This window comes from Streptomyces sp. NPDC051636 (assembly GCF_044453765.1).
In the GTDB taxonomy this organism is placed as follows: Bacteria; Actinomycetota; Actinomycetes; order Streptomycetales; family Streptomycetaceae; genus Streptomyces.
Map to the genome: position 1 here is coordinate 163631 of NZ_JBITDA010000003.1, position 26232 is coordinate 189862.

A 26232-nucleotide genomic window follows, 5' to 3' on the forward strand; every position below is an offset into this window, starting at 1 on the left:
GGACCGGTCAGCCGGGCAGCGGTCAGCTGAGCAGCGTCGCCGGGCTGCCGCCGTTCGCCTCGTAGCCCGCCACCGCCAGGGCGCGGTTCAGGGCGAACTCGGCGGCCGGGTCGGCGGACAGGATCCAGGGGAGCGCGCCGACGTGGCCGTCGACGTGTATGAGCTGGTTCATGGCCTCCGCCCAGCGCTCGGCGCGGACCAGGAAGAAGAGCAGCAGGTGGCGGACGTGCGCCTGCATCGGGTCGTCGGCGGGCGCCGCGTGCACCGCGTGGAGCGCGCCGTGCATCGCCTTGGTGACGACCTCACTCTGGTAGAAGCTGCTGACCAGGTTGACCTCGGGGAGGTGCTCGAACACCGCGAACAGCGGCATCGCGGCGAGCAGCGAGCCCTGCGGGGCGCGGGCCGCGGCGGCCTCGGCGAAGGAGTACGCCAGCTCGCGCGAGCCGTGCCACTTCTCGCACCAGTAGTGCAGGGCCGCCAGGTGGGCGCCCATGTGCGCGGGGGCGCGGTCGAGGATCCTCAGCCAGAGCTTCTCGAACTCGGGCTGCGCGTAGGCCAGCCCGCGGGCCACCGACAGTTCGACGATGTGCGGGACCGGGTCGTCGGGGGCCAGCAGCGCCGCCTGGGCACAGGCTTCCCGGGCCTCCTCCATGATGATCCGGAAGTCGTCCGCGCCCGGCGTCGACGTCCGCCACGCCTGCTGCACCAGGAACTCCGCGTGGACCGCCGCGCCGCCCGCGTCCTTGGGCTGCTCGGCCCGCCACACCCGCAGCCACTGTCCGCCGGGCGTCTCGTGCACACCGCCGGGCCGCTGCTGCAGTTCCAGCGCCGCCGCGCCCGCGAAGGCCTGCACGCGCTGCCAGCGCTGCTCGCCCTCCGTCCCGGTGCCGGCGAGCAGCTGCGCCGCCGCGTGGTAGTCCTGCGTGCGCTGCACCAGGTCCAGGACGTCCAGCAGGTCCTCGTCGGGGCCGGGCATGCGGATGTCCAGCTCCTCCTGGCGCACGAAGCCGTAGTCCGCCGGGTCGGCGGCGTCCGGGTGCTCCGGAGGCACCTGCTCGATCATGCCGCGCCTGCGCCGCAGCGTCGGGAGCAGCACGAAGCTCAGCATGAGCAGCGCCATCAGGACCCAAAGAATCGCCATGCACCAAGCGAACCAGACGCCGCCGACAATTGGCCAACCGGTTCGGTGCGCCTGTGGACAACCGGGGCGGCGCCCCTGTGGACAACCGCCGCGGACTCCGCAATGCCCCGCCGTCCGTCATCAACCCCGCGAGCGCACTACGCTCGGTCCCCATGAGCGACAGGCACATCAGTCAGCACTTCGAGACTCTCGCGATCCACGCGGGCAACACCGCCGATCCCCTGACCGGCGCGGTCGTCCCGCCGATCTACCAGGTCTCGACCTACAAGCAGGACGGCGTCGGGGGCCTGCGCGGCGGCTACGAGTACAGCCGCAGCGCCAACCCGACCAGGACGGCCCTGGAGGAGAACCTCGCCGCGCTGGAGGGCGGTCGCCGGGGGCTGGCGTTCGCGTCCGGGCTGGCGGCCGAGGACACCCTGTTGCGTACGCTGCTCAGCCCCGGCGACCACGTCGTCATCCCCAACGACGCGTACGGCGGTACGTTCCGCCTGTTCGCGAAGGTCGTCGCCCGGTGGGGGGTCGAGTGGTCCGTCGCCGACACCAGCGACGCGGCGGCCGTACGGGCCGCCATCACCCCGAAGACCAAGGCCGTCTGGGTGGAGACCCCCTCCAACCCGCTGCTCGGCATCACCGACATCGCCGCCGTCGCTCAGGTCGCCCACGACGCGGGCGCCAAGCTCGTCGTGGACAACACCTTCGCCACGCCGTACCTCCAGCAGCCGCTCTCGCTCGGCGCGGACGTCGTCGTGCACTCCCTGACCAAGTACATGGGCGGCCACTCGGACGTGGTCGGCGGCGCGCTGATCGTGGGGGACCAGGACCTGGGCGAGGAGCTGGCGTACCACCAGAACGCGATGGGCGCGGTCGCCGGCCCCTTCGACTCCTGGCTGGTGCTGCGCGGCACCAAGACGCTGTCGGTGCGCATGGACCGGCACAGCGAGAACGCCACCAGGATCGCCGACATGCTCACCCGGCACGCGCGCGTGACCGGCGTGCTGTACCCGGGCCTGCCCGAGCACCCCGGCCACGAGGTCGCCGCCAAGCAGATGAGGGCGTTCGGCGGCATGGTCTCCTTCCGGGTCGCCGGCGGCGAGGAGGCGGCCGTCGAGGTGTGCAACCGCGCGAAGGTCTTCACCCTCGGCGAGTCCCTTGGCGGCGTCGAGTCGCTGATCGAGCACCCCGGGCGCATGACCCACGCGTCCGCGGCCGGTTCGGCCCTGGAGGTCCCCGGCGACCTCGTCCGCCTCTCCGTGGGCATCGAGAACGTCGAGGACCTCCTGGAGGACCTCCAGCAGGCCCTGGGCTAGGAGCGTTTTCGGTCCGGGACCGGGTCACCAGCCCGTCAGCGGTGGGGTCGTCCGGGACGGCGGCTCCACTCAGGGGCGGGCGGCCAGCGCCCAGACGGTGAAGGCCACGCAGGCGGCGCACAGCAGCAGCCACAGCAGGCGGCGGGCCAGGGTCCTGCGGCGCAGCAGGCGGCCGCCGCGCCGCACGACGTCCGCGTACAGCTCCGGCGGCACCCGCGGCGGCGTCTGCTCCATGATCCGCCGCACGGTCGCCTCACGCTCGGACCGGTTCATACGGAGCTCCGGCCGCCCCGCCGTCCGGTGACCGTCATGACGGCGCCACCTTTGCCCCCACCGCCGCCGGCGACGGCCCCCGGGACGGGTGCAGCACGGTCGCCGTCGCGCGGTCGCAGATGGTCCGGACCCGCTCCAGGGGCAGCCCGAGCAGTGCCGCCACCTGCTCCTCGGCCACTCCCTCGTACAGCCGCAGGACGAGGATCAGGCGTTCCTGGGGGGTGAGGACGGCCAGGGCGCTGTGGGGGTGCGGGCGGGCGCGGCCGAGGCCGCCGTACTCGTGCCAGGCACCGCGGGCGAAGCGCGTGGCCAGGTACTGGCGGGCGCAGTCGTACGGGTCCTCACCGCGCAGCCGGTCCCAGCACGCGTACGTGTGGGCGAGCGCCAGCGTCAGCAGGCGCCGCGCGCGCGGGTTGTCGTGCGGCGCCTCCCCGGTGAGCAGCGTGGCGGCATGCAGCAGCCGCCCGCCCGCGCCCGCGACGAACGCCTCGAACTCCCGGGCCCGGCGGGCATGCTCGGACGCCTGCCGTTCTCGCACCGCGCCTCCCTCCCCCCGCCTGAGGGACCCCTGCCGGCCCACGGAATACGCAACCGTGTACGACGAGGACCCGGTCTCATATGAGGCCGGCGGCGGCCCACGGTCAAGAGCCGTGCGGCACGCGCGTGTGCGGACGTGCCGCCACGGGTGGTGCGGGAGGCCTCAGGAGACCGTCGGCGTCTCCGGCGCCGGCACGCCCTGGACCGCCATGCGCGCGGAGAGCGCGCTGTTGAAGCGCGTCAGGAGCGTGCAGAACGCCTCGCGCTCCTCCGGCGCCCAGTCCTGTGTCAGCTCGGCCATCAACTGGCGCCTGGAGGAGCGCACTTCCTCCAGCCGGGACAGCCCGCGCGGCGACAGCTGGAGCACCACCGCACGCCCGTCCTCGGGGTGCGAGGTGCGCTTGACGAGCCCCGTGTCCACGAGTGGAGCAACCTGCCGGGTGACGGTCGAGGAGTCGATCCCCATGCTCGCGGCGAGCGCCTTGACACCCATCGGGCCTTCCTTGTCGAGGCGGTTGAGCAGCAGGTACGCGGCGCGGTCCATGGAGTTGCGCACCTGCCCGACACCGCCGAGCCGGGTCTGTTCGGCACGGCGGGCGAACACCGCGACCTCGTGCTGCAGCGTGTCGAGGAGACCGGTGTCACCGACGGTCGTCATGTCCATCGACATTTCAGGTGTTGTGGGCATGGCCGGGGGCTCACTTCATGAAAAGGGCTGCTGGGTTGGGGGACAGGGTACGCGGCCGGGGGGCGGGCCGTACCGGCGCTGCGCAAACCGGTCTCGCAGCTTGGTCACACCAGTCGCGCACGACTGTGAACTGCGATGCTGGAGTCATGAGCTACATCCCGGCCGGTCCCTCGCTTCCCGTGACCCTCGACGATGTGCGCGGCGCCCAGAAGATGCTGTCGGGGGTGGCGCGGGTGACCGCGATGGAGGGCAGTCGGCACCTGTCCCAGCTGGTCGCGGCGCCGGTACACCTGAAGTGCGAGAACCTCCAGCGGACGGGCTCGTTCAAGCTGCGCGGCGCTTATGTCCGTATCGCCGGCCTGCTCCCGGAGGAGCGGGCGGCCGGGGTGGTGGCAGCGAGCGCCGGCAACCACGCGCAGGGCGTGGCCCTGGCCTCCGCGCTGCTCGGGGTGCACGCCACCGTGTTCATGCCGCAGGGCGCTCCGCTGCCCAAGATCAGCGCCACCCGGGAGTACGGCGCCGAGGTGCGCCTGCACGGCCAGGTGGTCGACGAGACGCTGGCCGCCGCCCAGGAGTACGCGGCCGAGACCGGCGCGGTGTTCATCCACCCCTTCGACCACCCCGACATCATCGCGGGGCAGGGCACGGTCGGCCTGGAGATCCTGGAGCAGTGCCCGGAGGTGCGCACGATCGTCGTCGGTATCGGCGGCGGCGGGCTCGCGGCCGGCATCGCGGTGGCGGTGAAGGCGCTGAGGCCGGACGTACGGATCGTCGGCGTACAGGCGGAGGGCTCGGCGGCGTACCCGCCCTCGCTCGCGGCCGGCCGCCCGGTGGCGATCGAGAACCCGGCGACGATGGCCGACGGCATCAAGGTCGGCCGGCCCGGTGACGTGCCGTTCGGGATCATCGGTGACCTCGTCGACGAGGTCCGCACGGTCACCGAGGACCAGCTGTCGGCCGCGCTGCTGCTGTGCCTGGAGCGGGCCAAGCTGGTCGTCGAGCCGGCGGGCGCGAGCCCGGTCGCCGCGCTGCTGAGCGGGCCGGGCGGTTTCGAGGGCCCCGTCGTCGCGGTGCTGTCCGGCGGCAACGTCGACCCGGTGCTGCTGCAGCGCGTCCTGCGGCACGGCATGGCCGCACAGGGCCGCTACCTGGCCGTTCGCCTGCGTCTCACCGACCGCCCTGGCGCCCTCGCCACGCTCCTCGGGGTGTTGTCAGTGGTGGACGCTAACGTCCTCGACGTGAGCCATGTACGGACCGACCCACGGCTGGGGCTCACGGAGGCGGAGGTGGAGCTGCACCTCGAGACGAAGGGCCCGGCGCACTGCGTCGAGGTCGGCCAGGCGCTGCGCGAGGCGGGCTACACGGTCATCGGCTGACGCGCCGACCGGCTCCCCACCCACGGGCCACTCGTTCGAGAAAATCCATTGAGGGACGCGATACATCGCGTTTACTGTGTGTCTCGCTCCTTCCGAAGCATCCCCAACGACGTGGAGACTCACATGCCAGGCGCCATCTATGCCGAAGGCCTGGTGAAAACCTTCGGCGACGTAAGGGCACTGGACGGCGTCGACCTCGATGTCCCCGAGGGCACGGTCCTCGGCCTGCTCGGGCCGAACGGCGCGGGCAAGACGACGACCGTCCGCTGTCTGACGACCCTGCTGCGCCCCGACAGCGGCCAGGCGGTCGTCGCGGGCATCGACGTGCTCAAACATCCCGACGCCGTACGCCGCTCCATCGGCCTCTCCGGCCAGTTCGCGGCCGTGGACGAATACCTGACCGGCCGCGAGAACCTGCAGATGGTCGGCCGGCTCTACCAGATGAGGGCCGGGGCGGCGAAAGCCCGCGCGGAGGAACTGCTGGAGCAGTTCAACCTCACGGACGCCGCCGACCGCCCCACCAAGACCTACTCCGGGGGCATGCGCCGCAGGCTCGACCTCGCGGCGGCCCTCGTGGTCTCCCCCCCTGTCATGTTCATGGACGAGCCGACGACCGGCCTCGACCCGCGCAACCGGCAGCAGCTCTGGGAGGTCATCAAGCAACTGGTCTCCGGAGGGACGACCCTGCTGCTCACCACCCAGTACCTGGAAGAGGCCGACCACCTCGCCCACGACATCGCGGTCGTCGACCACGGCCGTGTCATCGCCAAGGGCACCTCCGACCAGCTCAAGGCCCGCACCGGCGGTGAGCGTGTCGAGGTCGTGGTGCACGAGCGCGAGCACATACAGACCGCCGCCGAGGTGCTGCGCGGCTTCGGCAAGGGCGACACCACGGTCGAGGACCACACCCGCAAGCTCACCGTGCCCGTCACCGGCGGCGCCAAGCTGCTCGCCGAGGTCATCCGTGAACTGGACACCCGCGGCATCGAGATCGACGACATCGGACTGCGCCGCCCCACCCTCGACGATGTCTTCCTGTCCCTGACGGGACACGTGGCCGAGGCGAAGGACGAGGAGAACGGCGGCAGCGAGACCAAGCAGAGCAAGGAGACCGTGAAATGAGTGCCGTCACCGACGCCGTGCCGGTCGCGGCGCCCCGCAACGCCATCAGCCAGTCCATCCGGGACTCGCTGATCGTCGCCCAGCGGAACCTGATCCGCATGTCCAGAATCCCCGAAATGGTAATTTTCGGGCTCATTCAGCCGATCATGTTCGTGGTGCTGTTCACCTACGTCTTCGGCGGCTCCATGCAGATCGGCGGCAGCACCAGCGCGACCGACTACAAGAACTTCCTCATGGCGGGCATCTTCGCGCAGACCGTCACCTTCGCCACCGCCAGCTCCGGCGCCGGCATCGCCGACGACATGCACAAGGGCCTCATCGACCGCTTCCGCTCGCTGCCCATGGCGCGCGGCGCGGTGCTCACCGGGCGCACGCTCGCCGACCTGGTCCAGACGGCGCTGACCCTGCTCGTCCTCGCCATAGTCGCCCTGCTGGTCGGCTGGCGCGTCGGGTCGGACGGGGACACCAACGCCGCCAAGGTGCTGGCCGCCTTCGGTCTGCTGCTCCTGCTCGGGTACGCGTTCACCTGGATCGGCGCCCTGATCGGCCTGTCCGTGCGCACCCCCGAGGCGGCCACCTCCGGCGGGCTGATCTGGCTCTTCCCGGTGACCTTCATCTCCAACGCGTTCGTCGACACCAGCCACATGACCCCGTGGCTGCGCCACATCGCGGAGTGGAACCCCTTCAGCGCCACGGTCCAGGCCGCCCGCGTCCTGTTCGAAAACCCCGGCCAGTCCACGTCGCACGCATGGCCCATGCAGCACCCGGTGTGGGCCTCGCTGATCTACTCGATCCTGATCGTCCTCATATTCCGGACGCTGGCGGTCCGCAAGTACCGCTCGGCGACGGCATGACGGTGCCCCCGGCGTCGCGTGGACGCCGGGGGCAGGTCAGGGACTGTCGGACGGACCGGGCCGAAGCCTCTCAGCCCGAGTACGGCTCGGCCTTCAGGATCCGCACCGAGGCCTTCTTGCCGTTGGGCAGTTCGTACTCCGCGTCCTCGCCGACCTTGTGGCCGATGACGCCGGAGCCCAGCGGGGACTGCGGCGAGTAGGTCTCGACGTCGGCGCTGGCGTACTCGCGCGAGGCGAGCAGGAACGTCAGGGTGTCGTCCTCGTCGCCGTCGAAGGCGATCGTGACGACCATGCCGGGGGCCACCGCACCGTCCGTCGAGACCGGAGCCTCGCCGACCTTGGCGTTCTCCAGGAGCTGGGTCAGCTGGCGCACACGGAGCTCCTGCTTGCCCTGCTCCTCCTTGGCCGCGTGGTACCCGCCGTTCTCGCGCAGGTCGCCCTCCTCGCGCGCGGCCGCGATCTTGGCGGCGATCTCCGTGCGCGCAGGACCAGTAAGGTACTCAAGCTCATCCTTGAGCTTGTTGTACGCCTCCTGGGTCAGCCAGGTGACGTTCTCGCTGGTCTGGGTCACAGGGTGCTCCTCGTCGGTACTGGGAATACAAGCATCGCCCTACCCAGAAGAATGTTCCTCCATGGATGGGCGAAACCACGAGCCTAACAATTCAAGCGCCGAAGGGGGAGGACATAAGCCATCAGAATCGAGTGAACGCAGGTCAGACCCTACGTATTGCGGATGACGTCAGTCGGCGTGGCACCCGAGCAGCTCGGCCGTCGTGCCCTCGGACGTCGTGCGGAGCGTGACCACCTTGTCGATGCGCGTGGCGGAGCCAGTGAAGCGGAAGTCCGCCCGGCCGACCTCGGTGCCGTCGGCGTCCTGGGAGCGCAGGGTGCAGTAGCCCGAGGCACCGGAGTCCTTGTGGACCTCCAGATGCACCCTGACCGCGTCGTCCGAGGCCTGGAAGGTGATCACCTGCGCGCTGATCTCGTTCTGGCCGACGTAGTGGTAGGCGAAGTAGCCGACCAGGGCCAGCAGGGCCGCACCGAATACCACCGCGGCGACCTTGAGCCCGCGGTCGGCGCGCTCTTCCGAGGAGCGGCCGTAGCGGCCCTCGGGCAGCCGCGTGCTCGCCGTGCTCATGATCGTCCTCTCGGCAGGGGCGGGACAGGGGTCCCGAAGGGGCCTCCGGAGCCGGGCCCCGGAATTATTCGCCCCCCGATTCGGTCACTATAGAAGCCGCCGATCGCACCCGATGACCCGGGCGCCGACTGACTGAGGATTGAGTCTTGACTGACCAACTGCGACTGATGGCCGTCCACGCGCACCCCGACGACGAGTCGAGCAAGGGCGCGGCCACCATGGCGAAGTACGTGTCGGAGGGGGTGGACGTGCTGGTGGTGACCTGCACCGGCGGAGAGCGAGGCTCCATCCTCAACCCGAAGCTGCAGGGCGACAAGTACATCGAGGAGCACATCCACGAGGTCCGCAAGAAGGAGATGGACGAGGCCCGCGAGATCCTCGGCGTCAAGCAGGAGTGGCTCGGCTTCGTCGACTCCGGGCTGCCCGAGGGTGACCCGCTGCCCCCGCTGCCCGAGGGCTGCTTCGCCCTGGAGGACGTCGACAAGGCGGCCGGCGAGCTGGTGAAGCAGATCCGCTCCTTCCGTCCCCAGGTGATCACCACCTACGACGAGAACGGCGGCTACCCGCACCCCGACCACATCATGACCCACAAGATTTCGATGGTGGCGTTCGAGGGTGCGGCGGACACCGAGAAGTACCCGGAGGGGGAGTACGGCCCGGCGTACCAGCCGCTGAAGCTGTACTACAACCAGGGCTTCAACCGCCCGCGCACCGAGGCCCTGCACAAGGCGATGCTCGACCGGGGCCTGGAGTCCCCCTACGGTGAGTGGCTCAAGCGCTGGGACGACTCGGGCCACCGTGGCCGCACGCTCACCACGCATGTCCCGTGCGCCGACTTCTTCGAGATCCGTGACAAGGCGCTGATCGCCCACGCCACGCAGATCGACCCCGACGGCGGCTGGTTCCGGGTCCCGCTGGAGCTCCAGAAGGAGGTCTGGCCGACGGAGGAGTACGAGCTGGCGAAGTCCCTCGTCGATACCTCCCTCCCCGAGGACGACCTCTTTGCGGGCATCCGCGACAATGCCTGATATGAGCGCGAGCCTGGCACTGACGCACCTGATCCCCCTCGCCAAGGAGGTCGACCGGAACAAGGTCACCCCCGGCGTCCTCGGTTTCATCGTCTTCGCGGTGATGGCCCTGGCCGTGTGGGGCCTGATGAAGTCCATGAACAAGCACATGCAGAAGGTCGACTTCAAGGAGCCCGAAGCCCCGGAGCGGGAGGCGAAGCCCGCCGAGAAGGGCTGAGCCCGTGGCGTCGCCGTGACGGCAGCGCGGGGTGCAGCGCAGAAAGTCGCACAAGGCCAGGGCCTGCTGCGTACGTGCGTTGCCCGCGTCGACGACCGCCGGTTCCAGGCAGGTCCAGGCCTCGCCGTGGGCGACACCGATGCGCTGGAAGCCGACGCGGGCGTCGGCCAGGAGCCGGCGGGCGAAGCCGGAGTTGCGCAGGGAGCCGGTCTGGGCGGCGCGCTGGTCGTGGGTGACGCGGGCGGAGTGGTGGCGGGCGCGGGCCAGGCCGTAGACGTCGCGCATGCGGGAGAACATCGTGCGGGAGCGCTCCGGCTCGCGGACCGCCTGGTCCGGGTTGCCGGTCTCCTCCAGCGCCTGCCCCAGGTAGTAGACCGTCCGGGCCTCACCGCGGGCGTCCTCGTTCTCCCGGTGCCGGGCGGCCGCCTGGCGCAGACCCTCCATCGCCGGGGAGGCGTCGCCGTCGACCAGGCGGGCCCGGCCGGCTGGGTGAGGGCGCAGGCCTCGCCGCGGGCGTCGCGGGTGCGGCCGTAGCGGTCGAGGGCGGCCCGCAGCTCCGTCTCCGCGCGCGGTACGTCGCCCATGCGCAGCGCCGACGGGCCGAGCTGGAAGTGGGCCCGGGCCTCGCCGTGCACCGAGCCGCCCCCGCGGTACAGGACCAGGGAGCCCGGCCGCTCTGCCTCCGCTCGATGGCCGTCCCGCATGTCCCGTCCCCCTCCGGCGTCAACTCCTTTGGATATCAGTGTCCTTCGGGGGAGGCGGGAGAGCGGGAGGGGCGACGATCACGGAGTGCCAGGAGTACGCAGGCGGCGGCGAGCGCAGCCTCCGCCACCGCGCAGGCGACGGCCTGGAGCAGAGCCGCGCCCGACGGGGCCGTGGTGATGTCGAACCAGGCGTCGAGCACCGCGACGGTGGCGGTCGCGGAGGCGGTGAGGCGGGCGCGGGAGTCGCCGCGCAGGCCCAGCAGGGCCGTGGCGGCGCAGCCCGTGGCCATGAAGACGTCGAGGCCGATCCAGGCCAGGGACCAGTGCCGGACCTCCGTGTTCGCCGGGAGGGTGAGGCCGAGCACCACCATCCACGGTACGAGCAGGGCCGCGGCCGCGCCGAGCAGGATCGGGATCCGTTTCGTTCGCATGCCTCCACGCTAGACCACAGAGAATATTCTGCAAACAAAATTCTGCAGACGTCGCTCTGCGGAGTGACGCCGCGGGCTACCGTGTTCCCATGTCCGTCCCCGACCCCACCACCGCGCCCGAACTGACCAGCTTCGAACGCACCGCTCTCTACAAGTCCCTCGGCAACCCCCTGCGCCGGCGGATCCTCGACTACCTGGGCCGGCACGGCGAGGCGAACTCCACCGTGCTCGGCCGCGAACTCGGCGAGAGTTCCGGCACCACCAGCTACCACCTGCGCAAACTCGCCGAACAACGGCTCATCGAGGAGATCCCGGAGAAGTCCCGGGGCCGCGAGCGCTGGTGGCGGGCGCTGCCCTTCAGCCACACGACGCCCGACCCGGCCACGATGAACCCGGAGGAGTACGCGGCGGCCGAACACCTCGCCCTGCTGAAGATCGAGGTCGACACGGAACTGTTCCGCCGCGCCCACGAGGAGTACCGGGGTCCGCAGGGCTGGGCCCAGGTCCAGCGGCACGGCAGCTGGATGACCAGGGAGGAGGTGCTCGCCTTCATGCGCGACTACCACGAACTCCTGTCCCGCTACGGCCACACCCGCGAGGACGCCCCCGAGGGGGCGCGCCCGGTCAGTCTCCGTTTCTACGCCGTGCCGGACAGCGTGGGAGAGTGGAAAGGTGAACCGACTGGCCCATGAGACGTCCCCGTACCTGCTCCAGCACGCCGACAACCCCGTCGACTGGTGGCCCTGGTCGGCCGAGGCCTTCGAGGAGGCCCGCAAGACCAACAAACCGGTGCTGCTCAGCGTCGGGTACAGCAGCTGCCACTGGTGCCACGTCATGGCCCACGAGTCGTTCGAGGACCGGGCCACCGCCGACTACCTCAACGAGCACTTCGTCAACATCAAGGTCGACCGCGAGGAACGCCCCGACGTGGACGCCGTCTACATGGAGGCCGTCCAGGCGGCCACCGGGCAGGGCGGCTGGCCCATGACGGTCTTCCTCACTCCGGAGGCCGAGCCCTTCTACTTCGGCACTTACTTCCCGCCGGCGCCCCGGCACGGGATGCCCTCCTTCCGGCAGGTCCTGGAGGGCGTCCGGCACGCCTGGGCCGACCGTCGGGACGAGGTCACCGAGGTCGCCGGGAAGATCGTGCGGGACCTCTCGCAGCGGGAGATCGGCTACCAGACCACGCAGGTCCCCGGCGAACAGGACCTGGCCCATGCCCTTCTCGGCCTCACCCGCGAGTACGACCCGCAGCGCGGCGGCTTCGGCGGCGCCCCCAAGTTCCCGCCGTCGATGGTCCTGGAGTTCCTGCTGCGCCACCACGCCCGCACCGGCGCCGAGGGCGCCCTGCAGATGGCCCAGGACACCTGTGAGCGCATGGCACGCGGCGGCATCTACGACCAGCTCGGCGGCGGCTTCGCCCGCTACTCCGTCGACCGCGACTGGATCGTGCCCCACTTCGAGAAGATGCTGTACGACAACGCCCTGTTGTGCCGCGTCTACGCCCACCTCTGGCGGGCCACCGGCTCGGAGCTGGCCCGCCGGGTAGCCCTGGAGACCGCCGACTTCATGGTCCGCGAGCTGCGCACCGGCGAGGGCGGGTTCGCCTCCGCCCTCGACGCCGACAGCGACGACGGCACCGGCAGGCACGTCGAGGGCGCGTACTACGCGTGGACGCCCCGGCAGCTGGCGGACATCCTCGGCGCCGAGGACGCCGGACTCGCCGCCCAGTACTTCGCGGTGACGGAAGAGGGCACCTTCGAGCACGGACAGTCGGTCCTGCAACTCCCGCAGCGGGAGGGCGTGTCCGACGCCGGGAAAATCGCCTCCATCCGCGAGCGCCTCCTGCGCGCGCGTGCCGAGCGCCCCGCCCCCGGCCGCGACGACAAGGTTGTCGCCGCCTGGAACGGCCTCGCCATCGCCGCCCTCGCCGAGACCGGCGCCTGCTTCGACCGCCCCGACCTGGTCGAGGCCGCGGTCGGCGCCGCCGACCTGCTCGTACGGCTCCACCTGGACGAGCACGCCCATCTGGCCCGCACCAGCCGCGACGGCCGGGCCGGCGCCAACGCGGGTGTGCTGGAGGACTACGCCGACGTCGCCGAGGGCTTCCTCGCGCTGGCGTCCGTGACCGGGGAGGGGGTCTGGCTGGAGTTCGCCGGGCTGCTCCTCGACCATGTGCTCGCCCGCTTCACCGACCCCGGGACCGGCGCCCTGTACGACACCGCCGCCGACGCCGAGAAGCTGATCCGCCGGCCGCAGGACCCCACCGACAACGCCACCCCCTCCGGCTGGACGGCTGCCGCGGGCGCCCTGCTGGGCTATGCCGCCCACACGGGCTCCGAGTCCCATCGCGCGGCGGCGGAGAAGGCGTTGGGCGTCGTGAAGGCGCTCGGGCCGCGCGTCCCGCGGTTCATCGGATGGGGCCTGGCCGTCGCGGAGGCCCTCCTCGACGGGCCCAGGGAAGTGGCGGTCATCGGACCGGCCCTCGACGACCCGGCCACGAAAACCCTGCACCGTACGGCACTTCTGGGCACCGCCCCCGGTGCCGTGGTCGCCGTCGGCACCCCGGGGAGCGACGAGTTCCCCCTCCTCGCCGAGCGGCCCCTCGTCGGCGGTGAACCGGCGGCGTACGTCTGCCGTAACTTCACGTGTGACGCCCCGACGACCGACCCGGAGCGGCTGCGGGCGACGCTGAGCGGCTGAAACGACTGGAACCACTGAAAACCGAGATGTTCACTCTGTCGGGAATTGCGCAGGTGTTCGGGTAGATACCGCTTCCTGTACCACCGTTCCGAAACACACTATTTATAAGAACAGCGCTCCTGATTCACAGATCCCCCCTAACCTCTCCACAGTGACGCGACAGGTGTGACGCACCGTCGCGACAGGGGGACTTGGGATCTGGGGGGATCTGTTTGCTGACGTCTGTCTTCATTGCTGCCGTTTCACTGGCCCTGTTCTGGATGGCGGCCTTCACTCTGTGGTGGCAGATGCACGCGTGGCGTACGCCCGAAGTGCTCGCCTCCACCCGTTTCGGCAGACCGGACGGCGACGAACAACTGTCGTTCTCGCTGCTGTTGCCGGCCCGGCATGAGCAAGCCGTGCTGGACCACACCATTCAGCGGCTGCTGGAGTCGACACACACCGACTTCGAGATCATCGTGATCGTCGGGCACGACGACCCGGAGACCGCGGAGGTGGCCGACCGGGCCGCCGAGCGTGACCCGCGGGTGAGGGTCGTCGTCGACACCCACGAGAAGAAGAACAAGCCGAAGGCCATGAACACGGCGCTGCCGCACTGCCGCGGTGACGTCGTCGGGGTCTTCGACGCCGAGGACCAGGTCCATCCCGAACTGCTCGCCCACGTCGACCACGCGTTCCGGACGACGAAGGCGGATGTCGTCCAGGGCGGCGTCCAGCTCATCAACTTCCACTCCAGCTGGTACAGCCTGCGCAACTGCCTGGAGTACTTCTTCTGGTTCCGCTCCCGGCTGCACCTGCACGCGCAGAAGGGTTTCATCCCGCTCGGCGGCAACACCGTCTTCGTGCGCACCGACGTCCTCAGGGAGGCGGACGGCTGGGACCCGAACTGCCTGGCCGAGGACTGCGACCTGGGTGTGCGCCTGTCCAGCGTCGGCAAGAAGGTGGTCGTCGCGTACGACTCCGACATGGTCACCCGCGAGGAGACGCCCGGAAGCCTCATGTCGCTGCTGAAGCAGCGCACCCGCTGGAACCAGGGCTTCCTGCAGGTCTACCGCAAGAAGGACTGGAAGCAACTGCCGGGCTTCGGCCAGCGGCTGCTCGCCCGGTACACGCTGATGACACCGTTCCTGCAGGCCTTCTCCGGCGTGATCATCCCGCTCAACGCCGCCGTCGCGCTCTTCCTCGACGTGCCCGTCGGGATCGCCTTCCTCACCTTCCTGCCCCTGGTCACCGCCGCCGTCACCTTCGTCTTCGAGGTGGTCGGACTGCACGACTTCGGCATCCAGTACGGCCTGCGCGTCCGCTTCGTCCACTACGCGAAGCTCATCGTGGGCGGGCCCTTCTACCAGGTCCTCCTCGCCGGGGCCGCCGTCCGCGCCGTCTGGCGCGAGCAACGCGGCCGCAACGACTGGGAGCTGACCACTCACGTCGGCGCGCACCTCACCGCGGCCGAGACGATCCGAGAGGACGCTACCGCGTGACCTCCATCCTTCCCGCGGTGACCACTCCCAAGGTCCCCGCGCAACGCCGACCTGCACCTGAAACCCGTTCGACCGGTCGGACCATCCCGCCGGCCCGACTCCGCTCCTCCCGCCCCGACCTGCTCCTGTGCGCCGCCCTGCTCGCCGCGATCCTCGTCGTCCAGGGCTGGAACATCGCCGACTACCCGACCCTCAGCGACGACGAGGGCACCTACCTCGCCCAGGCCTGGGCCGTCCAGCAGGGCAAGGGCCTGGCCCACTACACCTACTGGTACGACCACCCGCCGCTGGGCTGGATCCAGATAGCCCTGCTCACCTGGCTGCCGTCCGCGATCGACCCCGGCGCCATGACCGTCGGCACGATGCGCGTGGCGATGCTGGTCGTCAGCGGGGTCAGCGCGGTGCTGGTCTACGTCCTCGGGCGACGGCTGTCCCTGCCCCGCTGGGCGGCCGGAGTCGGCATGGCCCTCTTCGGGCTCTCCCCGCTGTCCGTCGTCCTCCAGCGGGAGATATTCCTCGACAACATCGCCGTGATGTGGCTGCTGCTGGCGTTCTGCCTCGCCGCCTCGCCCAGCCGGCACCTCTGGCACCACTTCGGCGCGGGGCTCGCCGCCGCCGCGGGCGTGCTCACCAAGGAGACGATGCTTGTCGTCCTGCCCGCCCTGGTCGTCACCATGTGGCGCCACGGCCACCGCGACACCCGCAAGTTCGCCCTCACCGGCGCCGTCACCGCCTGCGTCCTGGTCGGCTTCGCGTACCCCCTCTTCGCCCTCCTCAAGGGCGAGCTGTTCCCCGGCAGCGGGCACGTCTCGCTCTGGGACGGCATCAAGTACCAGGTCTCCAGGCCGGGTTCGGGCTTCATCCTCGACCAGGCCTCCGGCTCGTACGGCGTTCTGCACTCCTGGCTGTACTACGACCGCGTCCTGCCCCTCGGCGGCCTCGCCGGCGCCCTGCTGCTCCTGGCCACCTGGCGCTGGTCGGTCACCGCCCGGGCCCTCGCCGGACCAGCCCTGGCCGTCGCGATCCTGGCCGCCGTGGCCATGCGGCCGGACGGCTACCTGCCCGCGATGTACGTCATCGGCGCCCTGCCCTTCCTCGCCCTCGTCCTCGCCGGTGGCGTCGCTTCCGTCACCCACGCCGTGCTGCGCCGGTGGCGGGCGGAGGGCGAGAAGCGGTACGTCACCGGCGGCCGGTACGTGCTCGCGGCCGTCCTCGCCCTCGCCGCCGGCGCCTACGTCGTACCGCACTGGTACGACGGCGACCGCACCGCCGTCACCGCCGACGCCAACGCCCCCTACCGGCAGGCCTCCCAGTGGCTCGGCAGCAAGGTCGGGGACCCGAAGGACACCCGGGTCCTGGTCGACGACGCGCTCTGGCTGGACCTGGTGCACGACGGATACCGGCCCGGGCTCGGCGCCATCTGGTTCTACAAGGCGGACCTCGACCCGGCGGTGACGAAGACGATGCCGCACGGCTGGCGGGACCTCGACTACGTGGTCGCCTCGCCGACGGTCCGGCGGGATGCCCGCGACCTGCCCAACGTACGGGCCGCCATCCGGCACTCCACCCCGGTCGCCACCTTCGGCACCGGCCCCGACCGCATCGAGATCCGGCAGATCCGGACCGCCGGCCCGGGAGGCGCCCGATGAGCAGCCACGAGTACACCGTCCCCGGCGAGCTGGGCGACCCGGCGGTACGGGCCTCCGAGGTGCCCGAGCCCGGTGCCGTCACCATCGTCGTACCGACCTTCAACGAGTCCGCGAACATCCGCCGGCTCCTCCACCAGATCACCGAGTCGGTGCCGTCCCGGCTGCCCTGCGAGGTGGTCTTCGTGGACGACTCCACCGACGACACACCCGACGTCATCCGGCAGGCCGCGCAGGACTGCCCCTTCCCGGTGACCGTGCTGCACCGCGAGGAGCCGGTGGGCGGGCTCGGCGGGGCGGTCGTGGAGGGGCTGAAGGCGGCCGGCTCGGAGTGGATCGTCGTCATGGACGGCGACTGCCAGCACCCGCCCTCCCTCGTCCCGGAGCTGGTCGCCACCGGCGAGCGGTCGAACGCCGGGCTCGTCGTCGCCTCCCGGTACATCAAGGGCGGCAGCCGGGCCGGGCTCGCGGGCAGCTACCGGGTGGCCGTCTCGCGCGGGGCGACCTGGCTGACCAAGTCCCTCTTCCCGCGCAGACTGCACGGCATCAGCGACCCGATGAGCGGCTTCTTCGCCATCCGGCGCAGCACGGTCACCGCCGACGTCCTCAAGCCGCTCGGCTACAAGATCCTGCTGGAGCTGGCCGTACGGAGCAGGCCGCGGCAGGTCGCCGAGGTGCCGTTCGTCTTCCAGGACCGGTTCGCCGGCGAGTCCAAGTCCACCGCCACAGAGGGCTTCCGTTTCCTGCGTCACCTGGCCGGGCTGCGGACCGCGTCCCCGGTCGCGCGCATGGTCGGCTTCGGCCTGATCGGCGCGAGCGGCTTCGTACCGAACCTGCTCGGCCTGTACCTCCTCACCGTCGCCGGCCTGCACTACGTGCCCGCCGAGATCCTCGCCAACCAGTTCGGCGTCGCCTGGAACTTCCTGCTCATCGAGCATCTGCTGTTCCGCGACCGGCGCGCACATCGCCGCTGGTGGGACCGGCTCGGCCGGTTCGCGCTGCTCGCCAACGCCGACCTGGTGCTGCGCATCCCGCTGATCGCGCTGCTCGTCGACCGGTTCCGGATGGGCGCGCTGCCCGCCACCGCCTTCGCGCTGGTGCTGACGTTCGTCCTGCGCTTCGTGGGGACCGAAGCGCTGGTCTATCTCCCGCGACGACGCCGTGGGAACCGTACGACCGCAAGGAGAGCCGTGTGAGTAGATACCGCAGACGGACCGCGCTGGTCGGGGTGGGCGCCCTGACCGCCGGTCTCCTCCTCACCTCGCCGCAGAGCGCCGAAGCCGCCAACCTCGTCAAGAACCCCGGCTTCGAGACCGCCAGTACCGGCGACATGCCGTACTGCTGGGAGAAGGCGGGCTGGGGCGACAACGACTTCGCCTACGAGACCACCTCCGACGCGCACTCCGGCGCGAAGGCCATGAGGGTCACGCTGACCCGCCGGGTCTCCGGCGACCGCAAGGCGATGCTCACCGAGTCCACCGACTGCGCGCCGGTCGTGAGCGCCGGCAAGCAGTACGACCTCGGGCTCTGGTACAAAACCACGACCCCGGACGCGAACATCACCCTCTTCCGGCACGACGCCATCTCCGGCTGGCAGTACTGGACCGACGTCAAGACCCTGGACATGGCGTCGGCGTGGGCACAGGCCACGGTCCGCACGCCCGAGGTTCCGGCCGGCACCGACCGCATCACCTGGGGTGTCTCCGTCTACGGCACCGGCTCGGCGACCACCGACGACTACACGATGGAGCAGGTACCGGACACGCTCCCGCCGGCCCGGTGCACCGGCACGAACGCCCAGTGCGCCGACGGCAGCTGGTCCGTCCTGCCGACACAGAACCCGGTCCGCTCCATGCACTCCGTCGTTCTCAGCAACGGCAAGGTGCTGCTGATCGCGGGCTCCGGCAACAGCGAGGAGCAGTTCGACGCGGGCACCTTCACCAGCGCCGTGTACGACCCGGCGAAGGGCACCTACAAGGTGATCCCCACGCCGAAGGACATGTTCTGCGCGGGCCACGTCCAGCTCCAGGACGGGCGGGTGCTGGTGATGAGCGGCAACAAGGCCTATCCGGTCGCGGGCGGGCACGGCTACGAGGGGTTCAAGGACTCGTACGTCTTCGACCCGAAGACCGAGACGTACAGCAGGACCAACGACCTCAACGACGGCCACTGGTACCCGTCGGCGACCGAGCTCGGCAACGGTGACGTGATCTCCTTCGGCGGGCTGCGGGAGGACTCGACCGGTTCGGTGACCGCCGAGTACTGGTCGGACGCCCAGCGGAAGTGGCTGGCGCTGTGGCAGGTGAACCAGACCTGGTCCTACTGGGGTCTGTACCCGTCGATGATCCTCATGCAGGACGGCCGCCTCTTCTACACGGGCAGCCATGTCTTCGGCAACAACATCCCCGGCACCGGCTCGGCGATCTACGACTACGACGCCAACACGATCACGCAGATCCCCGGCCTGCGGAACAAGGACGAGCGCGACCAGTCGGCGAGCGTGCTGCTGCCTCCGGCGCAGGACCAGAAGGTCCTCACCCTCGGCGGCGGCAACATCGACTCCAACCCGGACGCGAACCGGCTGACCGACATCATCGACCTCAAGCAGGCCGACCCGTCGTACGTCGCCGGGCCACCGATCCCGCAGGGCACGGTGGACCTGGGAGGCGGCAGGACCGCCGAGACCGGCAACCAGGGCAAGATGTACGTCTCCGCCGTGCTGCTGCCCGACGGCAAGGTGCTGGAGACGGGCGGCGCGCTGCACAACCGGGCCGACCCGGTGTACGAGTCGTCGGTCTACGACCCGGCGACGTCCGCCTTCGACCCGGTGGCCGCCGATCCGGAGGCCCGCGGTTACCACTCGTCCTCGTTCCTGCTGCCCGACGGCCGGGTGATGTCGACGGGCGACAACCCGGGCAACGGCAGCTGGAACCACAACGTGTCGATCTACACCCCGCCCTACCTCTACAAGGGCACCCGGCCGACGATCACCTCACTGATCAGTACCGAGTGGAAGTACGGCGACACCCAGCGCATCACCGTCGACCGCCCGATCGCGAAGGCGGAACTGATCCGCCCGGCCGCCGTCACCCACTCCTCCGACCCGAACCAGCGCTTCGTCGACCTGCCTCTGTCGGTGGACGGCGACAACGTCGACCTCAACGTCACGAGCAACCCCAACCTGGCCCCGCCCGGCTGGTACATGCTCTTCGCGGTCGATGCCGGCGGGGTGCCGTCGGTGGCGAAGTGGGTGCACCTGCAGGGCCCGGCCGCCCTCAGCGCCTCGGACCCCTCCGCCCACGTCCACTCCTTCGCCGACTCCCTCCAGGGCAGGGTCTCCGGCCCCGGCAAGAAGCGGGCGTCGCAGAAGGTCGGCACCACCCTCTCGGGCTGCGACCGGCACTACGGCTCGATCAACGTGTGCGTGCCGACCGTCTTCCCGCCGCAGGTCGAGAAGACGGCAGCGGCCCGCTGCGCCTGGCTCAAGCGGAACCACTACGGCCGCCTGAAGACCAACGGCAGGGACGACCCCCTGGGCCTCGACCCGAACGGGGACGGGCTGGCCTGCGGGAACGGGGATGTCAGGCGCCGTAGCTGAGGATCAGGAGGGACAGCAGAGCCTGGGCGCTCCACTGGAGCACCACGGCCCAGGTCCGCCCCGGGGTTCCACGGCCCCGGGGCCACAGCCCGGCGAGGACGCCCGCGGCGAGTGCCGAGAGGAAACAGCCGTACACGAGCGCCCCCGGTACCTGGGGGCACTCGTTGTACTCGACGCAGCGGGTGCCGCGCTCGCTCGAGAGCGCGGCGAGCGCCGAGAGGAGCACGCTGGGGATCAGCAGGACCAGTCCCCACGCCGACCACCGGGTGAGACGTCGATCGGCGGCCGTGCGCGGTGATGTCGTCATGGCCCCAGCCAACCGGCCCGGGCGGTCCCGGTGATCGGCCCGGACACTCAACCCTGCTGGGTACGCATGCTCAACGCGCGCTCCACGATGGCCTCCAGCTGGTCGTGGTGCGCGCCCTTCCAGTACGCGCGGCCGCACTCGGTGCACTGGGCGAAGACGTCGTAGGAGCGCTGGGTGCCGTGCTTGAGCTGGTCGGCCACCTCGTCCTTCGTGGCGTCCTTCAGCAGGCCGTTGCACGCGGTGCAGCGGGTCCACGGGCGCAGTTCGGGGTGGAAGCGGCCGAGGACGTCGCGGAGCTGGTCGTCGGGGCGGGTGCTGTAGACGTAGCCGCCCGCCCACAGTTCGCGGCGGCGCAGCAGGCCCCGGTCGCGGCTGAGCATGACCCGTTTCTCGGCCGCCGAGCGGGCGGCCAGCGCCGGGTCACCGATGTCCGTCGACTCGTACGCCGTGTCGACGCCGAGCAGGCGGAGGCGGCGGGCCAGGGTGCCGAGGTGGACGTCGAGGAGGAAGCGCAGGGGAGCGCCGGGCACCCGCTGGGGGCGCTCGACCGCTCGTACGTCCACCCGCTCGCCGGCCACCGGGACGTGCGAGGCCGGCACCTCCCGGCCGTTCACGACCAGCGCGCCGACCTCGGTCAGCGGGACGCCGAGGGACTCGACGACGTGGCCGAGCGTCGAGACGCCGTCGGTGGGCACCGGGGTGGCGCCCAGGCGGCGGGCGTGCGGGACGAACAGCCGCAGCTCGGCGGCGACTTCGACGTGGATCTCGGGACCGTTCACCTGGTCAGGATGGCACGGGAAGGCGGCCGGGCCTCAGCGGTTTTCGCCGGGGAGACCGTGTTCCATGACGTCCAGGGCGCGGTCCATGAGGTCCTGGAGCTCTCCCTGGCAGCCGTTCTCCGCCCAGTACACGGAGACCTCCATCAGCCCTCCGACGAGGGACATCGCCCGGACCCGGACCTCCAGGGCGTTCGGGTCCAGGCCGGTGCGGTCCGCGATGGCCCGGCAGAGCAGCCGGCCGGCGGCCGACATGCTCTCCATCATCCGGGAGCGGACCGCCGGCACCTCGGCCCCGAGGCGGGCCCGCAGCCGGGCCACCTCCGGGTCTTCCTGCATCCCCGCGGTGACGGCCTTGCGCACGACGTGCCGCAGGGACTCGGTCCACGGTTCGTCCGCGGGCCGGGCGCGCAGCTCCTCCAGGAGGACCGGGTCGTACTCGTCCGTGAGGACGATGTCCTCCTTGGTCGGGAAGTACCGGAAGACGGTCGACGGCGAGACCTCGGCCCGGTCGGCGATCTGCTCGATCGTGGTGGCGTCGTAGCCCTGCTCCTCGACCAGGGCGTACGTCGCCGTGCGGATCGCCTCGCGGGTCTTGATCTTCTTCCGCTCCCGCAGGCTGAGCCGGGGGCGGTCGGCCGGGGAGGAGGTGCGTGCCGTCATGGTGGTCATTGTCGGGCATCCGGCTCGGACGCGACCACGCGCGGGGCGGCGTCGACCGCGGCGGGCTCCCCGGAGGAGCCGGGTCCGGCCGGGGGCTTCGCGGGTGCGGGGGTCTTCGCGGCCCCGGTGGAGCCGTTGGGCAGGAACGCTCCGGCCAGGAGCGCGGTGACCAGGGAGGCGATGCCGCACACCAGCAGGACCAGGCCCATGCCGTGCACATAGGCGCCGTTCGCGGAGGCCGTCAGGTGGGGCGAGCCCGCCTTCTCGGCGACGATGTGCGCGGCGACCACCGACTCCCCGGCGGTGTGCGCGGCATCGCCGGGGAGCCCGGCGACGTCCAGCCGGTCGCGGAAGGCGCTCGCCAGCAGGCTGCCCAGCAGCGCGATGCCGATCGCGCCGCCGACCTGGCGCAGGGTCATCAGCAGCCCGGAGCCGCTGCCGGCCCGGTCGCGGGGCAGGGCCGCCAGCGCCCCGTCCATCGCGGGCACCACCGAGGGCCACGGCTGGGGAGCCGTGGCCACTGTGCGGGGGAGCGTCAGGGGTGTGTGTACGCCACCAGGGAGATGCCCACGTAGTGGACGGCGAAGGCGGCGAGGGTGAGGGAGTGGAACACCTCGTGGAAGCCGAACCAGCGAGGTGAGGGGTTGGGCCGCTTGATCCCGTAGATCACGCCGCCCGCGCTGTAGAGCAGGCCGCCGACGACCACCAGGACCAGGACGGCGATGCCCCCGGCGTGCAGGAAGTCGGGCAGGAAGAAGACGGCCGCCCAGCCCATCGCGATGTAGCAGGGGGTGTAGAGCCAGCGCGGGGCGCCGACCCAGAACACGCGGAAGACGATGCCCGCGGCCGCCGCCGCCCAGATGCTCCACAGCAGCCACTGCCCCTTGCCTCCCGGCAGGAGCAGCATGGTCAGCGGGGTGTAGGTGCCCGCGATGATCAGGAAGATGTTCGCGTGGTCGAGTCTGCGCAGGATGCCGTCCATGCGCGGGCTCCAGTCGCCCCGGTGGTAGAGCGCACTGACGCCGAACAGCAGGCAGGCGGTCAGTGCGTAGATCCCGCAGGCGATCCGGCCGCGGGTGGAGTGGGCGAGCGCGGTGAGCACCAGGCCCGCGATGAGCGCGGCCGGAAACATTCCGAGATGCAGCCAGCCCCGGAGTCTGGGCTTGACCGGGTGCGGCAGGGAGAGCGCGACGGGACCGCGGCCGGTGGCCGGCGGGTCCGTGGGTGCGTCGGGGACGGGCGCAGTCATGACCCGCATCGTACCTACGGAACCGTAAGTTACGGATGAGTGCGGGTCGGTGGCCGATCCGAGTGTCCATCGTCTCACGGGGAACCCGCGGGCGTAACGCAAAAAATCTCTCAGGCCAACCCAACGTGCACGTAAAGGATCCCGGAGTGATCCAGGGGTTATCCCGGAGGAGCGCGGATAACCGTGGCCTTCCTCACTTCGCTCACCTGTGAGGCCCTCTGGACAGATGCGCAGTACCATCGGATGATCAAATGAGTGCGGTCGGCACCGGATGAGCGGCTACGAAGCATCCGGGTCGCAGCCCCCACGGGGCCTCCAAGAAAAAAATCCCTCATTTAGGAGCAATCGTGGCGCGCGACATCGCGGCTCCCCCCGTCATCCCCACCAACCACCAGGAACTGATCTCGTGGGTGAACGAGATCGCCGAACTGACGCAGCCGGACAACGTGGTCTGGTGTGACGGATCCGAGGCCGAGTACGAGCGACTGTGCGAGGAGCTCGTAGTCAAGGGGACATTCAAGAAACTCGACCCCGTCAAGCGCCCCCATTCCTACTACGCCGCCTCGGACCCGACCGACGTCGCCCGCGTCGAGGACCGGACCTTCATCTGCTCCGAGAAGGAGGAGGACGCGGGCCCCACCAACCACTGGAAGGCGCCCGCGGAGATGCGGGAGATCTTCCAGGGCGAGAACGGCCTGTTCCGCGGCTCGATGCGCGGCCGCACGATGTACGTCGTGCCGTTCTGCATGGGCCCGCTGGGTTCCCCGCTCTCCGCGCTCGGTGTGGAGATCACGGACTCGGCGTACGTGGCCGTCTCCATGCGCACGATGACGCGCATGGGCCGGCAGGTCCTGGACGAGCTCGGGGACGAGGGCTTCTTCGTGAAGGCCGTGCACACCCTCGGCGCCCCGCTGGAGCCGGGCCAGGAGGACGTGCCCTGGCCCTGCAACTCGACCAAGTACATCTCGCACTTCCCCGAGAGCCGCGAGATATGGTCCTACGGCTCCGGGTACGGCGGCAACGCACTGCTCGGCAAGAAGTGCTACGCCCTGCGCATCGCCTCCGTCATGGCGCGCGACGAGGGCTGGCTGGCCGAGCACATGCTGATCCTCAAGCTGACCCCGCCGCAGGGCGAGTCGAAGTACGTGGCCGCGGCCTTCCCCTCGGCCTGCGGCAAGACCAACCTCGCCATGCTGGAGCCGACCATCTCCGGCTGGACGGTGGAGACGATCGGCGACGACATCGCCTGGATGCGGTTCGGCGAGGACGGCCGCCTCTACGCCATCAACCCCGAGGCCGGTTTCTTCGGTGTCGCGCCCGGCACCGGTGAGCACACCAACGCCAACGCGATGAAGACGCTGTGGGGCAACGCGGTCTTCACCAACGTAGCGCTCACCGACGACGGCGACGTGTGGTGGGAGGGCATGACGGAGGAGCCGCCGGCCCACCTGACGGACTGGAAGGGCAACGACTGGACACCGGAGTCCGGGACCCCGGCCGCCCACCCCAACGCCCGCTTCACCGTCCCCGCTTCGCAGTGCCCGATCATCGCGCCGGAGTGGGAGGACCCCAAGGGCGTGCCGATCTCGGCGATCCTCTTCGGCGGGCGGCGCGCCAGCGCGGTGCCGCTGGTGACGGAGTCCTTCGACTGGAACCACGGCGTCTTCCTCGGCGCCAACGTGGCCTCCGAGAAGACGGCGGCGGCCGAGGGCAAGGTCGGCGAACTGCGCCGCGACCCCTTCGCGATGCTCCCCTTCTGCGGCTACAACATGGGCGACTACATGGCCCACTGGGTCCACGTGGCCAAGGACAAGGACCAGTCCAAGCTGCCGAAGATCTACTACGTCAACTGGTTCCGCAAGAACGACGAGGGCAAGTTCGTCTGGCCCGGCTTCGGTGAGAACAGCCGCGTCCTGAAGTGGATCGTGGAGCGCCTGGAGGGCAAGGCGGAGGGCGTCGAGACCCCCATCGGCGTCCTGCCGACGCGGGAGGCCCTGGACACCGACGGCCTCGATCTGGCCGACTCCGACCTCGACTTCCTCCTCACGGTCGACAAGGAGGTCTGGCGCGAGGAGGCGGCCCTCATCCCCGAGCACCTCAACACCTTCGGCGGCCACACCCCGAAGGAACTCTGGGACCAGTACCACGCCCTGGTGTCCCGCCTGGGCTGACCAAGGCTCCGCGGTCGACCCCGACTTGCCCTGACCTGCGACGTCGTCCTGGTCGGCCGCGGTGACGCTCCGCCGGGGCCGGATGCGCGACAACGCCGTCGCGGGTCCGGCCCGCCGGCGTGTGTGCGTTGTGCGCGGGCGGTCGCGGGTTGGGGTTGCCCGCGGTTCGGCACCGCCCAAGGCCGCTGCTGTGGCTGAGTGCCGTCGCGGCGGATCGGAGTCGCACACGCCGCCGGCCGAGCCGGCCCGAGCCCACGCAGTGCTGTGGCGCCCGGTCCGCGCGTCGCTGCGGGTGCACGCGGACCGGGGCCGATCAGGGGACCCCGGCAGGGGTCAGTGGGTGCCGCTCAGTTCCTGCGCGGCGGCGTGCGCGTCCATGCGCTCGGCCGAGAGGATCGCCGCCGCCGTGTCGGCCCGGGAGGCGGCGACGACGAGGGCGCGGCCGGCGAGGGCGTGGGCGCGGTGGTGGAGTGTCGACGGATCCGTGACGGTCGCCGTGGACGCGCGTACCGGCGTACGTCCGCCGCGCAGTCGCGACACCTGCACGGCGAGCCGCTCGGCCGCCGTGTCCAGGTCGGCCGACGGGGTCAGCGCGCGCAGTTCGTCCGTGACGGCGAGGAGGGCCGCGAGGTGGCCGGCGAGCTGGATGTCCAGTTCCTCCTCGCGCGACCGGTGGGGGAAGTTCGAGGTGGTGCCGGCCATCGTGCTGTGGACCGACTTGGTGCGGATCGGTTCGTACATGGGAGATGGCCTCCTGTGCTCTGGCAGGAAGCCATCCTAGCTTAGATTTCGTCTAAAGTTGACCCCGATCACGGATCGCGC

General features: G+C 70.8%; 25 protein-coding genes and 2 pseudogenes. 13 read left to right on the plus strand and 14 right to left on the minus strand.

Features of this window, described 5'->3' with window-relative positions; translation table 11 throughout:
• Positions 1 to 22: 22 nt before the first annotated feature.
• On the minus strand, positions 23 to 1141 hold the full coding sequence (locus ACIBBH_RS07750) for a hypothetical protein (RefSeq protein ID WP_399403018.1): 1119 nt from the start codon (positions 1139 to 1141) through the stop codon (positions 23 to 25).
• A 152-nt stretch (positions 1142 to 1293) separates the two neighbouring features.
• On the opposite strand from ACIBBH_RS07750, the gene ACIBBH_RS07755 reads away from it, so the two are divergent.
• Positions 1294 to 2448, plus strand: coding sequence for a cystathionine gamma-synthase (locus ACIBBH_RS07755; RefSeq protein ID WP_399403019.1), 1155 nt, complete (start codon positions 1294 to 1296; stop codon positions 2446 to 2448).
• A gap of 69 nt (positions 2449 to 2517) precedes the next feature.
• Here ACIBBH_RS07755 and ACIBBH_RS07760 read toward each other — a convergent pair whose 3' ends face one another.
• The 3 genes from ACIBBH_RS07760 to ACIBBH_RS07770 form a co-directional block, all read right to left on the minus strand.
• Complete coding sequence (locus ACIBBH_RS07760) at positions 2518 to 2721, minus strand: hypothetical protein (RefSeq protein ID WP_399403021.1); 204 nt, start codon at positions 2719 to 2721, stop codon at positions 2518 to 2520.
• 34 nt (positions 2722 to 2755) lie between these two features.
• Positions 2756 to 3259 carry a sigma factor-like helix-turn-helix DNA-binding protein gene (locus tag ACIBBH_RS07765; protein ID WP_399403023.1) on the minus strand — a complete coding sequence of 168 codons (504 nt, stop codon included), beginning with the start codon at positions 3257 to 3259 and terminating at the stop codon, positions 2756 to 2758.
• A gap of 162 nt (positions 3260 to 3421) precedes the next feature.
• Complete coding sequence (locus ACIBBH_RS07770; RefSeq protein ID WP_399403025.1) at positions 3422 to 3928, minus strand: MarR family winged helix-turn-helix transcriptional regulator; 507 nt, start codon at positions 3926 to 3928, stop codon at positions 3422 to 3424.
• 164 nt (positions 3929 to 4092) lie between these two features.
• Between ACIBBH_RS07770 and ilvA the strand changes: the two genes are divergently transcribed.
• The 3 genes from ilvA (at position 4093) to ACIBBH_RS07785 (ending at position 7298) form a co-directional block, all read left to right on the plus strand.
• Positions 4093 to 5322, plus strand: coding sequence for a threonine ammonia-lyase (gene ilvA, locus ACIBBH_RS07775; RefSeq protein ID WP_399403027.1), 1230 nt, complete (start codon positions 4093 to 4095; stop codon positions 5320 to 5322).
• A gap of 123 nt (positions 5323 to 5445) precedes the next feature.
• Positions 5446 to 6444, plus strand: a complete 999-nt coding sequence (locus ACIBBH_RS07780; protein WP_399403029.1) for an ATP-binding cassette domain-containing protein — start codon at positions 5446 to 5448, stop codon at positions 6442 to 6444.
• Positions 6441 to 7298: an ABC transporter permease gene (locus ACIBBH_RS07785; RefSeq protein WP_399403031.1), complete on the plus strand. Its 858-nt coding sequence runs from the start codon at positions 6441 to 6443 to the stop codon at positions 7296 to 7298. The genes ACIBBH_RS07780 and ACIBBH_RS07785 overlap by 4 nt, the downstream gene beginning before the upstream one ends.
• Positions 7299 to 7368: 70 nt before the next feature.
• Here ACIBBH_RS07785 and greA read toward each other — a convergent pair whose 3' ends face one another.
• Positions 7369 to 7869, minus strand: coding sequence for a transcription elongation factor GreA (gene greA / locus ACIBBH_RS07790; protein ID WP_399403033.1), 501 nt, complete (start codon positions 7867 to 7869; stop codon positions 7369 to 7371).
• Positions 7870 to 8037: 168 nt separating this feature from the next.
• Positions 8038 to 8436, minus strand: a complete 399-nt coding sequence (locus ACIBBH_RS07795; RefSeq protein WP_399403035.1) for a DUF4307 domain-containing protein — start codon at positions 8434 to 8436, stop codon at positions 8038 to 8040.
• A 167-nt stretch (positions 8437 to 8603) separates the two neighbouring features.
• Between ACIBBH_RS07795 and mca the strand changes: the two genes are divergently transcribed.
• Both mca and ACIBBH_RS07805 read left to right on the plus strand, forming a co-directional pair.
• On the plus strand, positions 8604 to 9464 hold the full coding sequence (mca, locus tag ACIBBH_RS07800) for a mycothiol conjugate amidase Mca (protein ID WP_399403645.1): 861 nt from the start codon (positions 8604 to 8606) through the stop codon (positions 9462 to 9464).
• Positions 9457 to 9681 carry a hypothetical protein gene (locus tag ACIBBH_RS07805; protein WP_399403037.1) on the plus strand — a complete coding sequence of 75 codons (225 nt, stop codon included), beginning with the start codon at positions 9457 to 9459 and terminating at the stop codon, positions 9679 to 9681. The genes mca and ACIBBH_RS07805 overlap by 8 nt, the downstream gene beginning before the upstream one ends.
• Positions 9682 to 9726: 45 nt before the next feature.
• On the opposite strand, the pseudogene ACIBBH_RS07810 reads toward ACIBBH_RS07805, so the two are convergent.
• Positions 9727 to 10346 (minus strand): annotated as a pseudogene (locus ACIBBH_RS07810) (tetratricopeptide repeat protein); the annotation flags it as partial.
• Between the two features lie 74 nt (positions 10347 to 10420).
• Positions 10421 to 10816: a hypothetical protein gene (locus tag ACIBBH_RS07815; protein ID WP_399403038.1), complete on the minus strand. Its 396-nt coding sequence runs from the start codon at positions 10814 to 10816 to the stop codon at positions 10421 to 10423.
• Between the two features lie 89 nt (positions 10817 to 10905).
• Here ACIBBH_RS07815 and ACIBBH_RS07820 point away from each other — a divergent pair, with 89 nt between their 5' ends.
• The 6 genes from ACIBBH_RS07820 (at position 10906) to ACIBBH_RS07845 (ending at position 20244) form a co-directional block, all read left to right on the plus strand.
• Entirely contained in the window at positions 10906 to 11508 is a 603-nt protein-coding gene (locus tag ACIBBH_RS07820) for an ArsR/SmtB family transcription factor (protein ID WP_399403040.1), read from the plus strand.
• Entirely contained in the window at positions 11489 to 13519 is a 2031-nt protein-coding gene (locus tag ACIBBH_RS07825; RefSeq protein ID WP_399403042.1) for a thioredoxin domain-containing protein, read from the plus strand. The genes ACIBBH_RS07820 and ACIBBH_RS07825 overlap by 20 nt, the downstream gene beginning before the upstream one ends.
• Before the next feature lie 212 nt (positions 13520 to 13731).
• Complete coding sequence (locus ACIBBH_RS07830) at positions 13732 to 15000, plus strand: glycosyltransferase (RefSeq protein WP_399403044.1); 1269 nt, start codon at positions 13732 to 13734, stop codon at positions 14998 to 15000.
• On the plus strand, positions 14997 to 16649 hold the full coding sequence (locus ACIBBH_RS07835) for an ArnT family glycosyltransferase (protein WP_399403046.1): 1653 nt from the start codon (positions 14997 to 14999) through the stop codon (positions 16647 to 16649). Before ACIBBH_RS07830 ends, ACIBBH_RS07835 begins: the two co-directional genes overlap by 4 nt.
• Complete coding sequence (locus ACIBBH_RS07840) at positions 16646 to 17842, plus strand: glycosyltransferase (protein WP_399403048.1); 1197 nt, start codon at positions 16646 to 16648, stop codon at positions 17840 to 17842. The genes ACIBBH_RS07835 and ACIBBH_RS07840 overlap by 4 nt, the downstream gene beginning before the upstream one ends.
• The gene (locus ACIBBH_RS07845; RefSeq protein WP_399403050.1) at positions 17839 to 20244 is read left to right on the plus strand and encodes a galactose oxidase-like domain-containing protein; all 2406 of its coding nucleotides are present in this window, start codon (positions 17839 to 17841) and stop codon (positions 20242 to 20244) included. The genes ACIBBH_RS07840 and ACIBBH_RS07845 overlap by 4 nt, the downstream gene beginning before the upstream one ends.
• Here the strand turns inward: ACIBBH_RS07845 and ACIBBH_RS07850 are convergent.
• From ACIBBH_RS07850 to ACIBBH_RS07870, 5 genes and pseudogenes are all read right to left on the minus strand, one after another.
• Complete coding sequence (locus ACIBBH_RS07850) at positions 20228 to 20551, minus strand: hypothetical protein (RefSeq protein ID WP_399403052.1); 324 nt, start codon at positions 20549 to 20551, stop codon at positions 20228 to 20230. The genes ACIBBH_RS07845 and ACIBBH_RS07850 overlap by 17 nt on opposite strands.
• A gap of 47 nt (positions 20552 to 20598) precedes the next feature.
• Complete coding sequence (locus tag ACIBBH_RS07855) at positions 20599 to 21330, minus strand: Mut7-C RNAse domain-containing protein (protein ID WP_399403054.1); 732 nt, start codon at positions 21328 to 21330, stop codon at positions 20599 to 20601.
• A gap of 33 nt (positions 21331 to 21363) precedes the next feature.
• Positions 21364 to 21999 (minus strand): TetR/AcrR family transcriptional regulator, encoded by a 636-nt coding sequence (locus tag ACIBBH_RS07860; RefSeq protein WP_399403056.1) that lies wholly within the window; start codon positions 21997 to 21999, stop codon positions 21364 to 21366.
• Positions 21996 to 22484, minus strand: a pseudogene (locus ACIBBH_RS07865) (MFS transporter); the annotation flags it as partial. The pseudogene ACIBBH_RS07865 and the gene ACIBBH_RS07860, both read right to left, overlap by 4 nt.
• 41 nt (positions 22485 to 22525) lie before the next feature.
• A complete protein-coding gene (locus ACIBBH_RS07870) occupies positions 22526 to 23239 on the minus strand; it encodes a hemolysin III family protein (protein ID WP_399403057.1) in 714 nt (237 codons plus the stop codon).
• 347 nt (positions 23240 to 23586) lie between these two features.
• On the opposite strand from ACIBBH_RS07870, the gene ACIBBH_RS07875 reads away from it, so the two are divergent.
• Positions 23587 to 25410 carry a phosphoenolpyruvate carboxykinase (GTP) gene (locus ACIBBH_RS07875; RefSeq protein WP_399403059.1) on the plus strand — a complete coding sequence of 608 codons (1824 nt, stop codon included), beginning with the start codon at positions 23587 to 23589 and terminating at the stop codon, positions 25408 to 25410.
• Positions 25411 to 25743: 333 nt separating this feature from the next.
• Here ACIBBH_RS07875 and ACIBBH_RS07880 read toward each other — a convergent pair whose 3' ends face one another.
• The gene (locus tag ACIBBH_RS07880) at positions 25744 to 26151 is read right to left on the minus strand and encodes a hypothetical protein (protein WP_399403061.1); all 408 of its coding nucleotides are present in this window, start codon (positions 26149 to 26151) and stop codon (positions 25744 to 25746) included.
• Positions 26152 to 26232 lie beyond the last annotated feature (81 nt).